General features: G+C 58.1%; 13 protein-coding genes. 10 read left to right on the top strand and 3 right to left on the bottom strand.

All coding sequences use genetic code 11. The features are described from left to right. Nucleotides 1–5 precede the first annotated feature (5 nt). The 5 genes from fliZ (at nt 6) to tcyN (ending at nt 3,965) form a co-directional block, all read left to right on the top strand. Nucleotides 6–515, top strand: coding sequence for a flagella biosynthesis regulatory protein FliZ (fliZ, locus tag ACUTQW_RS07955; protein ID WP_004945946.1), 510 nt, complete (start codon nt 6–8; stop codon nt 513–515). Nucleotides 516–640: 125 nt separating this feature from the next. Further along, complete coding sequence (locus ACUTQW_RS07950; RefSeq protein WP_006326096.1) at nt 641–1,633, top strand: D-cysteine desulfhydrase; 993 nt, start codon at nt 641–643, stop codon at nt 1,631–1,633. A 113-nt stretch (nt 1,634–1,746) separates the two neighbouring features. Beyond that, nucleotides 1,747–2,547, top strand: coding sequence for a cystine ABC transporter substrate-binding protein (gene tcyJ / locus ACUTQW_RS07945; protein ID WP_006326095.1), 801 nt, complete (start codon nt 1,747–1,749; stop codon nt 2,545–2,547). Continuing rightward, the gene (gene tcyL / locus ACUTQW_RS07940) at nt 2,547–3,209 is read left to right on the top strand and encodes a cystine ABC transporter permease (protein WP_004945937.1); all 663 of its coding nucleotides are present in this window, start codon (nt 2,547–2,549) and stop codon (nt 3,207–3,209) included. The genes tcyJ and tcyL overlap by 1 nt, the downstream gene beginning before the upstream one ends. 3 nt (nt 3,210–3,212) lie before the next feature. Beyond that, nucleotides 3,213–3,965, top strand: coding sequence for an L-cystine ABC transporter ATP-binding protein TcyN (tcyN, locus tag ACUTQW_RS07935; protein WP_004945934.1), 753 nt, complete (start codon nt 3,213–3,215; stop codon nt 3,963–3,965). A 32-nt stretch (nt 3,966–3,997) separates the two neighbouring features. On the opposite strand, the gene ACUTQW_RS07930 is transcribed toward tcyN, so the two are convergent. From ACUTQW_RS07930 to putA, 3 genes are all read right to left on the bottom strand, one after another. Continuing rightward, complete coding sequence (locus tag ACUTQW_RS07930; protein WP_006326094.1) at nt 3,998–4,411, bottom strand: type II toxin-antitoxin system HicB family antitoxin; 414 nt, start codon at nt 4,409–4,411, stop codon at nt 3,998–4,000. 29 nt (nt 4,412–4,440) lie between these two features. After that, the gene (locus tag ACUTQW_RS07925) at nt 4,441–4,623 is read right to left on the bottom strand and encodes a type II toxin-antitoxin system HicA family toxin (protein ID WP_006326093.1); all 183 of its coding nucleotides are present in this window, start codon (nt 4,621–4,623) and stop codon (nt 4,441–4,443) included. A gap of 166 nt (nt 4,624–4,789) precedes the next feature. Next, nucleotides 4,790–8,761 (bottom strand): trifunctional transcriptional regulator/proline dehydrogenase/L-glutamate gamma-semialdehyde dehydrogenase, encoded by a 3,972-nt coding sequence (gene putA / locus ACUTQW_RS07920; RefSeq protein ID WP_020439239.1) that lies wholly within the window; start codon nt 8,759–8,761, stop codon nt 4,790–4,792. Between the two features lie 102 nt (nt 8,762–8,863). On the opposite strand from putA, the gene ACUTQW_RS07915 reads away from it, so the two are divergent. From ACUTQW_RS07915 to efeB, 5 genes are all read left to right on the top strand, one after another. Next, complete coding sequence (locus ACUTQW_RS07915; protein ID WP_020439238.1) at nt 8,864–9,109, top strand: hypothetical protein; 246 nt, start codon at nt 8,864–8,866, stop codon at nt 9,107–9,109. Nucleotides 9,110–9,318: 209 nt separating this feature from the next. Continuing rightward, nucleotides 9,319–10,803 (top strand): sodium/proline symporter PutP, encoded by a 1,485-nt coding sequence (putP, locus tag ACUTQW_RS07910; RefSeq protein ID WP_063201931.1) that lies wholly within the window; start codon nt 9,319–9,321, stop codon nt 10,801–10,803. A gap of 249 nt (nt 10,804–11,052) precedes the next feature. Beyond that, a complete protein-coding gene (efeU, locus tag ACUTQW_RS07905; RefSeq protein WP_004945916.1) occupies nt 11,053–11,898 on the top strand; it encodes an iron uptake transporter permease EfeU in 846 nt (281 codons plus the stop codon). Nucleotides 11,899–11,917: 19 nt separating this feature from the next. Continuing rightward, on the top strand, nt 11,918–13,048 hold the full coding sequence (efeO, locus tag ACUTQW_RS07900) for an iron uptake system protein EfeO (protein WP_020439236.1): 1,131 nt from the start codon (nt 11,918–11,920) through the stop codon (nt 13,046–13,048). 10 nt (nt 13,049–13,058) lie between these two features. Next, nucleotides 13,059–14,357 carry an iron uptake transporter deferrochelatase/peroxidase subunit gene (gene efeB, locus ACUTQW_RS07895; protein WP_006326089.1) on the top strand — a complete coding sequence of 433 codons (1,299 nt, stop codon included), beginning with the start codon at nt 13,059–13,061 and terminating at the stop codon, nt 14,355–14,357. Nucleotides 14,358–14,460: the final 103 nt, after the last annotated feature.

The following is a 14,460-nucleotide window of genomic DNA, read 5'->3' as shown; positions in this document are numbered from 1 at the left end:
GCCTTATGCCAGGAATATTATTGAAAAAACGGCCGCTGAGCCGTTATTTGAAAGATTACAAACACAGCCAAACCCATTGCTCCCAGTGCGGTAAGTTATTGGATCGCATGGCGTTGGTGTTCCGAGGCAAGATCATTAACAAAGATGCCATTGCGCGCATGGACCAGCCGATTGACGATAACGTCTGGCTGAATGTGCAAAATGAGCTGACCGCGCTATGCCGTTTTTGCAGTGAGATTTCCTGCAACAGCCATCCGAGCTATTTCGATATCATGGCGTTCAAACAGTATCTGTTTGAGCAGACCGAGATGAGCCACAGCACTATCCGCGAATACGTGGTGCGTCTGCGTCGGCTGGACGAAATGCTGGTGGCGCGCAACTATCCGGCGGACAAGTTCGCCAGCAGCAATAACCATCAGCGCATTATCGAAGACTTGCCCAGCGCCGCACACAATAATTACCGCATCGCTCTGCGTAAATACGACCAATATATCGCCTGGCAGAAAAGTTACTGATCCCGTCTCCCCGGCGCGCCGGCCGGGGGTTCACCGCTTTGCGTCTCATCAAAAAGAGTGATTATTCGGCCCACATCTGATAAATCTATGCTTTGGATGTTGATACCTGTTCCCTGGGGGACGTTGTGAATCTGCAACAGCAATTGGCGCAATTCCCGCGCCTGGATTTAGTCGGCTCTGCCACACCGCTCGAAAAACTGTCTCGCCTTTCAGACTACCTTGGCCGTGAAATTTACATCAAACGTGACGACGTCACGCCGATGGCGATGGGCGGCAACAAACTGAGAAAACTGGAGTATCTTGCTGCCGAGGCCCTGCGACAGGGCGCGGACACGCTGGTGACCGCCGGTGCCATCCAATCCAATCACGTACGCCAAACTGCGGCGGTAGCGGCAAAACTCGGCCTGCACTGCGTGGCGTTGCTGGAAAACCCGATCGACACCCAAGCGGAAAACTACCTCACCAACGGTAACCGTCTGCTGCTCGGGCTGTTCAACGCCGAAGTGGTGATGTGCGAAGCGTTGCACGATCCGCAGCAGCAATTGGCCGACCTGGCGACGCGTCTCGAAGGGCAGGGTTTCCGGCCTTATGTGGTGCCGGTGGGCGGCTCCAACGCGTTGGGCGCGTTGGGTTACGTGCAGTGCGCGCTGGAAATCGCCGAGCAGAGCCGGCGTAGCGGCGTCGCTTTCAGTTCGGTGCTGGTGGCTTCCGGCAGTGCCGGTACGCATGCCGGGCTGGCGGTCGGCCTTCAGCAACTGCTGCCGGAGACTGAACTGATTGGCGTTACGGTTTCGCGTAAAGTGATCGACCAATTACCCAAGGTTGAGCTGATTCAAAAAGCGCTGGCCTGCTCGTTAGGCATCGACACTCTGGCGCCGATCAAGCTGTGGGACGAGTATTTTGCGCCGCAGTATGGCATGCCCAACGACGAGGGCACGGCGGCGGTGCAGTTGCTGGCGCAGCAGGAAGGCGTGTTGCTGGATCCGGTCTATACCGGCAAAGCGATGGCCGGCCTGATCGACGGCATTGCCCAGCAGCGTTTTTGCGACGATGGCCCGATACTGTTCATTCACACCGGCGGTGCGCCGGCGCTGTTTGCCTACCATCCGCAGGTGTGACGGCAGCTTGTTATTCCATTTTGAACTATATTTATAATGTTATATTCCTTTGTGCGACCAAACGCACTGGTAAAGTGCTGATATCAAAAAGATAAACAACAGATGGGGTGTTTATGATCTTTTCCAAAGTTCGTCGTCAATTGCTGTTGGGCGTGATGACCGTTGCGCTGACCGCCGGTTTAAGCGCACAAACCTATGCCGCCGACAATCTGCTCCAGCAGGTCAAGCAGCGCGGCACTCTGATTGTCGGGCTGGAAGGCACCTATCCGCCATTCAGCTTCCAGGGCGAAGACGGTAACCTGACCGGTTTCGAAGTGGATTTCGCCAACGCGCTGGCACAGCACATCGGCGTGAAGGCCAAGCTGAACCCGACCAAATGGGACGGTATGCTGGCATCGCTGGAGTCGAAACGCATCGACGTGGTGATCAATCAGGTGACGATCTCCGACGAGCGCAAGAAGAAATATGATTTCTCAACGCCTTATACCGTGTCCGGTATTCAGGCGTTGGTGAAGAAGGGCAATGAAGGCACCATTGCCAAGCCGGAAGATCTGAAGGGTAAAAAGGTCGGCGTTGGCCTGGGTACCAACTACGAGCAATGGCTGCGTGAAAACGTGCAGGGCGTTGACGTACGTACCTATGATGACGACCCGACCAAATACCAGGACCTGCGCATTGGCCGTATCAACGCCATTCTGGTTGACCGTTTGGCGGCGTTGGATCTGGTGAAGAAAACCGGCGATACGCTGGCGGTCGCCGGCCCGGCGTTCTCTCGTCAGGAGTCCGGCGTCGCGGTGCGTAAAAACAACCCGGAACTGTTGGCAGCGATTGACCAGGCGATTGCCGAGATGCAAAAAGACGGCACGCTGGCGAAGATTTCCGAGAAATGGTTTGGCGCGGACGTAACTAAATAATGCACGAAAGTATTCAACTGGCGCTGGATTCAGCGCCATTTTTATTGAAGGGCGCGATACTGACCCTCCAGCTTAGTCTGGGGGGCATGGCGCTCGGTTTATTGCTTGGTTTTCTGTTGGCGCTGATGCGCCTTTCGCCATTATGGCCGCTGTCGTGGCTGTCGCGTATTTATGTGTCGCTGTTTCGCGGCACGCCATTGATCGCTCAGTTGTTCATGATTTATTACGGTCTGCCGCAGTTCGGCATCGAGTTTGATCCCTTCCCGGCGGCGCTGATTGGCTTGTCGCTTAACACCGCAGCCTATACCTCGGAAACCTTGCGCGCGGCGATTTCGTCGATTGAAAAAGGGCAGTGGGAAGCCGCAGCCAGCATTGGCATGACGCGCTGGCAAACCATGCGCCGGGTGATCCTGCCGCAGGCGGCGCGCACCGCCTTGCCGCCGCTGGGCAACAGTTTCATCGGCCTGGTGAAAGACACCTCGTTGGCGGCGACCATTCAGGTGCCTGAGCTGTTCCGTCAGGCGCAGTTGATCACTTCGCGTACGCTGGAAGTGTTTACTCTGTATCTGGCGGCATCGTTGATTTACTGGGTGATGGCGACCCTGCTTTCGGCACTGCAAAATCGTCTGGAAGCCCACGTTAACCGCCAGGATCAGGAGTAACGCATGAGTGCCATCGAAGTGAAAAAACTGGTCAAGCAGTTCAACGGCCAAACGGTGCTGCACGGGATCGATCTGGAGGTTAACGCCGGTGAAGTGGTGGCGATCATCGGGCCGAGCGGCTCGGGGAAAACCACCTTGCTGCGCAGCATCAATCTGCTGGAGGTTCCGGATTCCGGCACCATTCGCGTCGGCGATATTCAGATCGACGGTTCAAAGCCGCTGAGCAAACAGAAAAAACAGGTGCGGGCATTGCGCCAGCAGGTGGGCTTCGTGTTCCAAAACTTCAACTTGTTCCCGCACCGTTCGGTGCTGGAGAACATTATTGAAGGCCCGGTCATCGTTAAGGGCGAGAGCAAAGCCGGCGCCGAACAGCGCGCCCGTGCTTTGCTGGCCAAAGTCGGGCTGAGTGGCAAAGAGTCCGCTTATCCGCGCCGGCTTTCCGGCGGCCAGCAGCAACGCGTGGCCATTGCCCGCGCTCTGGCGATGCAGCCGGAAGTGATCCTGTTTGATGAACCCACTTCCGCGCTCGATCCCGAGCTGGTGGGCGAGGTGCTCAACACCATTCGCTCGTTGGCAGAAGAGAAGCGCACCATGGTGATCGTGACGCATGAAATGAGCTTTGCCCGCGACGTTGCCGACCGCGCCATTTTTATGGACCACGGGCGCATCGTTGAACAGGGCCCGGCCAAAGAACTGTTCGCCAACCCGCAACACCAGCGCACCCAGCAATTCCTCGACAAGTTTTTGAATCAATGAGAAAGGGGGGCGTTTTGCCCCCCGACTCTCTACTAATCGACTTTCAATAATTCATTACGGGCGGCTGCGGCCAAAAAGGCGCTGCGGCTCCCATAGCCGGGATGCTGCTGCACCACTGAATCGATGCGGTTCAGCAAGCGGTGCGGCAGGGTGATATTTATCCGTTCCGCCCGCCCATCGAACTTATCCATATTGATATCGACCAGCAGCCACTGCCCGCCGTTCAGGGCGTCGTTTTCCTGTGCCAGATGGAAGGAAACGGCCTGTGGGCGCGGGATGGCCTGGTTGTCTTCGCTCAGAAGTTCGAAATGCGCGTCCAGCGCGCCTTTGGCATCTTCAAAGGCTTTATCTAGGGTGTCGCCGGCAAAATAACAGCCCGGCACATCGGGGAAGAAACCGCTGGCGCTGCCGTCGTAGTCTGAATGTACATAAGCAGGGTAGAACATAATTTCTCCTGTTAACTCATGGCGCCGGGTCAGCACAGCCCGGCATCTTTCATGATTTGGCGCAGCGTTCCCGGCTTCAGATCTTTACGCGGGTGTGGAACGGTGATCACCAGACGGGAACTCGGGTGTTTGAACTGATGGTGGCTTCCCTTTATCCGCTCTAAAACCCAATCTTCCCGTTCTAACAGCCTGATCGGTTCTGCACTTTTCACGCACTTATCATCCCTTTATTATACACACCATACACACTTAATGGCAACGAGATGACTACGCTAGCGTGCCGCTTTTGTGCAGACAATAAAAAACCCTGCACGGGTGCAGGGTTTGCGAGGGAGACAGCAGAGTGGATTACAAACGGCTGCAATCCCTCTTTAAAGGTTAACCGATGGTCATCAGGCTGGCGTTACCGCCGGCGGCGGCGGTGTTGACGCTGAGCGAGCGTTCGATCAGCAGGCGTTCCAGCAGGATGTTGGTTTCACCGTGGGCAAAGCCCTGTACCGAGACGATCGCGCCGCTGCGTTGGGCGATCTGTTCACACAGGGTGCGCAGCTGATCGGCGTCGCCGTGGTAAATGGCGGCGTCGAATTCCACCTTATCTTGCTGCCAGTCCTTGCTGAAGCTGATTTGTGCCTGAACAGCCGTCGGCAGGCGGCGGTATAGCGTGCGCTGCAATTCGGCTTCCGGCCACAGTACGCTGCTGCCAACTGCCAGCACTGCAGCCAGTTGGGTCAGCGCATCGGCCTCGTTGTCCGCCAGGCACAGCACGCGCTCACGCGGCAGCAGGGCGTAGGTGTTGCGTTCGCCGGTCGGGCCCGGCAGCGGTCGAACGGTGCCGCCCTGGCCCAGCTCGGCGTAACGTTGCGCCAACTGCACCAGATCGCTTTGTTTTTCGGCAATCGCCCACTGCTCGAGCGCCTGGTGGGCATTGAGCAGCAGCGGCCGCGCGGTGGCTTCCAGCGGGCGCTCGTCGTCCTGGCGGTTCAGGGTGCGCTGAACGGCGTCGTCCGGCCGGTTGGCCAGCAGGCGGTAGAGATACAGCGGGCCACCGGCTTTCGGGCCGGTGCCGGACAAGCCTTCGCCACCGAAGGGTTGCACGCCGACGACCGCGCCAACCATGTTGCGGTTAACGTACAGGTTACCCACTTTGGCGCGTTCGGTGACGCGGGCGATGGTTTCATCGATGCGGGTGTGAATGCCCAACGTCAGGCCATAGCCGGCGGCGTTGATCTGATCGACCAGCGACTCCAGATTGGTACGCTGGAAGCGGACCACATGCAGCACCGGGCCGAAGATCTCTTTTTGCAACTCGTCGAAGCTGTCCAGTTCGATCAGCGTCGGCTTGATAAAGGTGCCGCGTGACCACTCTTTTTCATCCTGCGCATTGCCTTTCGCCGCCTGATAGACCTTGCGGCCCTTGGCGCGCATCGCCTGGATATGACGTTCGATGCCGGTTTTGGCTTCGGCGTCGATCACCGGGCCGATGTCGGTAGACAGGCGTTCCGGGTTACCCATGCGGCATTCGGCCATCGCGCCGCGCAGCATTTGCAGCGTATGTTCCGCCACGTCTTCCTGAATGCACAGGATACGCAGCGCGGAACAGCGCTGACCGGCGCTGTCGAAGGCCGAGGCGACCACGTCCGTCACCACCTGTTCGGTCAGAGCGGAAGAGTCGACGATCATGGCGTTCAGGCCACCGGTTTCGGCGATCAATGGCGTTGGGCGGCCCTGCGGATCCAGGCGACCGGCGATGCTGCGTTGCAGGATGCCTGCCACGTCGGTGGATCCGGTAAACATCACGCCGCGCACGCGGGCGTCGTTGACCAGCACCGAACCGACGCTCTCACCCTGGCCCGGCAGCAGTTGCAGCACGCCTTGGGGAATACCGGCTTCCAGCAGAATGCGCACCGCCTGTGCGGCAATCAGCGGAGTTTGCTCGGCCGGTTTGGCCAGCACGCTGTTGCCTGCCGCCAATGCCGCGGCAATCTGGCCGGTGAAGATCGCCAGCGGGAAGTTCCACGGGCTGATACAGACCACCGGGCCCAGCGGGCGATGGCTGTCGTTGGCGAAGTCGTCGCGCACCTGGCCGGCGTAGTAATGCAGGAAATCGACCGCTTCACGCACTTCGGCGATGGCGTTGTTAAAGGTTTTACCCGCTTCGCGCACCAGGATGCCCAGCAGGCTTTGCAACTGGCCTTCCATCAGTTCTGCGGCGCGCTCAAGAATGGCGGCGCGTTCGGAAGGCGGGGTAGCGAACCAGATTGGGCCGGCGGCGGCGGCGGCGTCGAGCGCCCGGCTGACTTCCGCTTCGGTGGCTTCACGCACGTAACCGACCACATCGCCCGGCTCGGCCGGGTTAATCACCGGCTGTTCCACGCCCTGATCCAGCTCGGCGTCGATAATAGGTTCTGCACGCCATGGCTGGGTGGCGCTGGTCAACAGTGCGCTGGACAGCGAGGCCAGACGCTGTTCGTTGGACAGATCCAGGCCGCTGGAGTTGGTGCGCTTATCGCCATACAGCTCACGCGGCAGCGGAATGCGCGGGTGCGGCAGGCCAATCTGACCTTCGCTTGCGGCCAGGGCCTCGACTGCGGTGACCGGATCGGCGACCAGTTCGTCGAGCGGCAGGGTGGCGTCGGCAATACGGTTAACGAACGAGGTGTTGGCGCCGTTTTCCAGCAGGCGGCGCACCAGATACGCCAGCAGCGTTTCATGGGTGCCGACCGGCGCATAGATGCGGCAAGGGCGGTTCAGTTTGCCGTCGGCCACTTTGCCCACCACTTGCTCATACAGCGGTTCGCCCATGCCGTGCAGGCATTGGAACTCATACTGACCTGGATAATAGTTGTTGCCCGCCAGATGATAAATCGCGCTCAATGTGTGGGCGTTATGGGTGGCGAACTGCGGGTAAATCAGGTTTGGCACCGCCAGCAGTTTGCGGGCGCAGGCCAGGTAAGACACGTCGGTGTAGACCTTGCGGGTGTATACCGGATAGCCTTCCAGCCCGTCCATTTGGGCGCGTTTGATCTCGCTGTCCCAATAGGCGCCTTTCACCAGGCGGATCATCAGGCGGCGGCGGCTGCGTTGCGCCATGTCGATAACCGCGTCGATGGCGAACGGGCAGCGTTTTTGATATGCCTGGATCACGAAGCCAATGCCATTCCAACCGGCCAGTTGCGGTTCAAAGCACAGCTTCTCCAGCAGATCGAGCGAGATCTCCAGACGGTCCGCTTCTTCGGCGTCGATGTTAATGCCGATGTCATACTGCCGTGCTTGCAGGGTCAGCGACAGCAGGCGCGGGTAAAGCTCTTCCATTACGCGCTCGTACTGCGCGCGGCTGTAACGCGGGTGCAGGGCGGAGAGTTTGATCGAAATGCCCGGGCCTTCATAGATACCGCGGCCGTTAGAGGCTTTGCCGATAGCGTGGATAGCCTGCTGGTAGGATACCAGGTAGGCCTGCGCGTCGGTTTCGGTCAGCGCGGCTTCACCCAACATGTCGTAGGAATAGCGGAAGCCTTTGTCTTCGAGTTTGCGTGCGTTGGCCAGCGCTTCGGCGATGGTTTCGCCGGTCACGAACTGCTCGCCCATCAGGCGCATCGCCATATCCACGCCTTTGCGGATCAGCGGTTCGCCGCTTTTGCCGATGATGCGGTTCAGCGAAAGGGACAGATTGGCTTCGTTATGGGTCGATACCAGCTTGCCGGTGAACAGCAGGCCCCAGGTGGCGGCGTTAACGAACAGCGACGGGCTGCGGCCGAGGTGGGAATGCCAATTGCCGTTGCTGATTTTGTCACGGATCAGCGCATCGCGAGTTGGCTTGTCCGGAATGCGCAGCAGGGCTTCCGCCAGGCACATCAGCGCCACGCCTTCTTGCGAGGAGAGCGAGAACTCCTGCAGCAGACCTTGCACCATGCCGGCGCGGCCGTTTGCACTCTTTTGGTTACGCAGCTTCTCGGCGATGTCGTAAGCCATCTTGTGGGTAGCTTTGGCAAGATCGGCAGGTAATCGCGCCTGTTCGAGCAACATCGGCACCGCTTCAGTCTCCGGGCGGCGATAAGCGGCGGTAATGGCGGCACGATTGACCGACTGCGGTAAAATTTGTTCTGCAAATTCAAGGAATGGCTGGTGGGACTCTTCCAGCGCTTGCGGCATAATGTCGTCCGCTTCGGCCTGGGCCGCAGCGGCAAGTGCTGGAATTTCAGGAATATCGGAACCGCCCTCGAGACGCTCGAGGTAATTGAAAATGGCCTGCTTGATGAGCCAGTGCGGCGTGCGATCGATACGCTGTGCCGCGTCTTTAATCCGGTCGCGTGTTGCCTCGTCGAGCTTCACGCCCATTGTGGTAGTGCCCATGCCAATCCAACTCCTGTGTTAAAGAACCTATCCCATCAGGCTATACAAACTGCGGGCCACATAGGCTATTGGGATAGGTTCGTGCGTTATGTGGTGTGAAGAATGCAGACAATATCCAGCATGTTGCAACTTTGTGCAACCTTGTTAAATCAGGCTGATGAGCGAAGTGTGAGTTCCATCGATTTTTTAACATCGGCAATCGGCACGATTCTTGCTGGGTTCTCTGCCGGAGAGTGCGAAGGTTTGATGCTTGAAGGCGTTATCCTCAATAAGACAAGGGATAAAGGTTGGGTTTCAGGAGGTGCAACTGAATTTGAGGTCGAGTGGTGCAACCGTAAAAACGGTTAAATGTGACGCAGGGTAAACTTTGTGTAACTTTGTTGTTAAATGTCTTGTTGGATAACGAACAGGTCATCTAGGATAGCCGGCGGTCAGACAATTGCGGGAGGAAACTATTTTCACTCGCGGCCTGTTCGCCATTTCGCCTCGTTCCGGCGGATCGGCAAGTAGTAAATATCGCAATACAGCGCGAAATAATAATGAGAGTGGAGAATTTCATGACAATGAGCACACCTATGCTGGTGACCTTCCTGGTGTATATCTTCGGGATGGTGTTAATCGGCTTGCTTGCCTACCGGGCAACCAATAACTTCGACGACTATATTCTGGGCGGCCGCAGCCTGGGCAGCGTAGTGACCGCGCTCTCCGCAGGCGCATCGGATATGAGTGGCTGGTTGCTGATGGGCCTGCCGGGCGCCATCTTCCTGTCCGGTATCTCGGAAAGCTGGATAGCCATTGGCCTGACGATCGGCGCTTACCTCAACTGGAAGCTGGTAGCGGGGCGGCTGCGTGTGCATACCGAAGCCAACAATAACGCCCTGACGCTGCCGGATTATTTCACCAGCCGTTTTGAAGACAAGAGCAAGTTGCTGCGGGTGATCTCCGCCATTGTTATCCTGGTGTTCTTTACCATCTACTGTGCATCCGGCATCGTGGCCGGCGCGCGTTTGTTTGAAAGCACCTTTGGCATGAGTTACGGCACGGCGCTATGGGCCGGTGCGGCCGCCACGATCATTTATACCTTTATCGGCGGATTCCTGGCGGTGAGCTGGACCGATACCGTGCAGGCCAGTCTGATGATTTTCGCGTTGATCCTGACGCCGGTGTTCGTGATCCTCGCGGTAGGCGGCATCGACACCTCGATGCTGGTGATTGAAGCGAAGAACCCGGCCAACATCGACATGCTGAAAGGCCTGAACTTTGTGGCTATTCTTTCCCTGCTGGGTTGGGGTTTGGGTTACTTTGGCCAGCCGCACATTCTGGCGCGTTTCATGGCGGCGGATTCCCATCGCACCATCCGCAGCGCACGTCGCATCAGTATGACCTGGATGATCCTGTGCCTGGCGGGCACCATTGCCGTCGGTTTCTTCGGTATTGCCTACTTCGCCAACAATCCGGATCAGGCGGGTAACGTGTCGCAAAACGGCGAGCGCGTGTTTATCGAGCTGGCGATGATTTTGTTCAACCCGTGGGTGGCGGGCATTCTGCTGTCGGCGATCCTGGCGGCGGTGATGAGCACCCTGAGCTGCCAGTTGCTGGTGTGTTCAAGCGCGATTACCGAAGATCTGTACAAGGCCTTCCTGCGTAAAGGTGCCAGCCAACGTGAGCTGGTATGGGTCGGCCGCATCATGGTACTGGTCGTGGCGCTGGTGGCGATCGCGTTGGCCGCCAACCCGGAAAACCGCGTGCTGGGCCTGGTAAGCTATGCCTGGGCCGGCTTCGGCGCCGCCTTTGGTCCGGTAGTCTTGATCTCGGTGATGTGGTCACGCATGACCCGCAACGGCGCATTGGCCGGCATGTTGGTTGGTGCCGCGACGGTGATTGTCTGGAAACACTTCGCCTGGCTGGATCTGTATGAAATCATCCCGGGCTTCCTGTTCGGCTGCATCGCCATTGTGGTGGTGAGCCTGATGGGCCGCCAGCCTTCGGCCACCATGACCGAACGTTTCGACAAGGCGGAAGCTGAGTTCAAAACGGTTTAACCCTCTCGCAGTACGGGTATCGAAGGGCGCTTAATGCGCCCTTTGTCATTTTCACTTCGTCGTTTCTGTCCTCCGCCGGAAACACCTCGCGACATTTGATTAGAAAAAATCACCCTTGCTCCCCTTGTATTTCTTCTTGGCAGAATGATAATCACTATCGTTGTGTTTTACTTTTCTTTACATTAGCGCTGCGGCCATTCCTGGCGCGCGGACGCTTCGCGGCAGAAGCCTTTTTAGGGGTTATTACTTATGTTTGTTCCCTTCCTTATCATGTTCCGTGAGGGGCTGGAGGCTGCGCTGATCGTCAGCCTGATCGCCAGCTACCTGAAACGCACCCAGCGCGGTCAATGGCTAGGCGTGGTGTGGATAGGGGTGATTGTCGCCGCTGCCCTGTGCCTGGCGCTCGGCATTTTCATTAATGAAACCACCGGCGAATTCCCGCAGAAACAGCAGGAACTGTTCGAAGGCATCGTCGCGGTGATTGCGGTGTTGATCCTCACCTATATGGTGTTTTGGATGCGTAAGGTCTCCAAATCGGTCAAGGTGCATCTGGAAGGTGCCATCGACAGCGCGCTCAATTCCGGCAAAGGCCAGGGCTGGGCGCTGGTGGCGATGGTATTCTTCGCCGTGGCCCGCGAAGGGCTGGAGTCGGTATTTTTCCTGCTGGCGGCCTTCCAGCAGGACGTCGGCATCGAAGCGCCGATTGGCGCGGTGCTCGGCCTGGTCGCCGCCATCGTGCTCGGCATGGCTCTCTATTGGGGCGGCGTGAAGCTGCACCTGGCCAAATTCTTCAAATGGACCAGCCTGTTTATCCTGTTTGTTGCCGCCGGCCTGGCCGCCGGGGCGATCCGCGCTTTCCACGAAGCCGGGCTGTGGAACCATTTCCAGGATATCGCGTTTGATCTCAGCAACCATCTGTCCACCCATTCGCTGTTTGGCACCCTGCTTGAAGGCATCTTCGGTTACCAGGAAGCGCCGACGGTGAGCGAAGTGGCGGTCTATTTCCTGTATCTGATCCCGGCGCTGATTTTCTTTTTCCTGCCGCAGCGTGTGGAGCCGGCAGCGGTTTCGGCGCAACGTAAAATCAATCATTAATTTTAATAGGGAATCTTGTATGTCTACTCCGTTATTCCGCCGCAAGGCGTTGCACGCAGCATTACTGGCTATCCCGGCGTTCGCGCTGAGCATCGATGCCCTGGCGGCGGACGTGCCGCAGGTGAAGATTACCGTTAACGACAAGCAGTGCGAGCCGATGCAACTGACCGTGCCGGCCGGGAAAACCCAGTTTGTGGTGCACAACACCAGCCAGAAAAACGTCGAATGGGAAATCCTGAAAGGGGTGATGGTGGTGGAAGAGCGCGAAAACATTGCGCCGGGTTTCACCCAGAAGATGACCGCCAATCTGGAAGCGGGCGAATACGATATGACCTGCGGGCTGCTCAGCAACCCGAAAGGCAAACTGATCGTTACGGCGGGTGCGGCTACCGACGGCAAACCTAACGCGCTGGATCTGGTTGGGCCGATTGCCGAGTACAAGGTTTACGTCACTAAAGAAGTGGAAGGGCTGGTCAAGCAGACCAAGCTGTTCACCGACGCGATAAAAGCCGGCAATGTCGCGCAAGCGCGCAAACTGTATGCGCCGACCCGCCAGCACTACGAGCGTATCGAGCCTATCGCCGAACTGTTCTCCGATCTGGACGGCAGCATTGACGCCCGCGAAGACGACTACGAGAAGAAAGCCGAAGATCCTAACTTCACCGGTTTCCACCGTCTGGAGAAAGCGCTGTTTGCCGACAACACCACCAAAGACATGAGCAAATACGCCGATCGCCTGTACAACGATACCCTTGAACTGCAAAAGCGCGTGAGCGATTTGACCTTCCCGCCAAGCAAGGTGGTGGGTGGCGCGGCCGGCCTGATCGAGGAAGTGGCGGCGAGCAAGATCAGCGGTGAAGAAGACCGTTACAGCCGTACCGACCTGTGGGATTTCCAGGCCAACGTCGACGGTGCGCAAAAAATCGTTAACCTGCTGCGTCCGCTGCTGGTTAAGGCCAACAAACCCTTGCTTGACAAGATTGACGCCAACTTCAAAACCGTTGATGGCATTTTGGCAAAATACAAAACCAAAGACGGCTATGAGTCTTACGAGAAGCTGACCGACGCCGATCGTAACTCAATGAAAGGGCCGATCACTACCCTGGCGGAAGACCTGTCACAACTGCGTGGCGTACTGGGTCTGGATTGAGGCAAGCACTATGAGTAACAAGATCGGCCCGGGCAACGGGCCGCATCCGCAATCAACAGGCGCGGCGTCACCGTCGCGCCGTCGTTTGCTGCAGGGGCTGGGGCTGGGTGTTCTGGCGCTGGGCGGCAGCCGTTTGACGCAGGCCGCAGAGAAGGGCGCCGAACCGCTGGCGACGCCGCAGGACGAGCGCTGGCAGAAACAGCCGTTCTATGGCGCGCATCAGGGCGGGATCCTCACCGCGCAGCAGGCCGCGATGATGCTGGTGGCCTTTGACGTGCTGGCAAGCAACAAGCAGGATCTGGAACGCTTGTTCCGGTTGCTGACTGCCCGCATTGCGTTTCTGACCAGCGGCGGCAAGGCGCCGGAGGTTGATCCCAAGCTGCCGCCGCTCGACTCGGGCATCATGGGGCCGGAGATCTATCCGGACAACCTGACCATCACCGTGTCGGTGGGGACTTCGCTGTTTGACGAACGTTTTGGTCTGCAGGGGCAAAAACCGCTGCGGCTGCAAAAGATGACGCGCTTTCCCAATGACTCGCTGGACGCCAGCCTGTGTCATGGCGATCTGGTGTTGCAAATTTGCGCCAACACCAATGAAACGGTTATCCACGCGCTGCGCGATATCATCAAGCATTCGCCGGACTTGCTCAGCGTTCGCTGGAAGCGGGAAGGCTTTATTTCCGCCCACGCCGCGCGCAGCAAAGGCAAAGAAACGCCGATCAACCTGCTGGGCTTTAAAGACGGCACCGCCAACCCGAAAACCGGCGACAAGCCGTTGATGGATCAGGTTGTATGGGTGGCGGACAATGCCGGGGAACCTGCCTGGGCGGTAGGCGGCAGCTATCAGGCGCTGAGGATTATCCGTTTCCACGTCGAGTTCTGGGACCGCACGCCGTTGCAGGAGCAGCAGACCATCTTCGGCCGTGAAAAGCACAGCGGCGCGCCGCTCGGCATGAAGCATGAGCACGACGAGCCGGACTACGCTAAAGATCCCGAGGGTAAAACCATTCCGATGGATGCGCATATCCGCCTGGCGAACCCGCGCACCCCGCAAACCCAGAGCAATCTGTTACTGCGCCGCGGTTACAGCTATTCGATCGGCGTGTCCAATTCCGGCCAACTGGAAATGGGGCTGCTGTTCGTCTGTTATCAGGCCGATCTGGAGAAAGGCTTCCTGACGGTGCAAAAACGCCTGAACGGCGAGGCGTTGGAAGAGTACGTGAAGCCGATTGGCGGCGGGTACTTCTTTGCGCTGCCGGGGGTGAAAGACGGCAATGATTACCTTGGCAGCGGTTTGCTGAAAGCGTAGCCATATTCAATCTGGCGGGTTCATCCCGCCTTTTTTCATCGTCCCTCCGCACCGAACCGATCTTATTTAAATATTCCGTGGCCTTGCGCAACCGGGAATCCGG

Source organism: Serratia sp. TSA_7, assembly GCF_052692135.1.
This window is presented reverse-complemented; position numbering and strand designations above follow the sequence as displayed.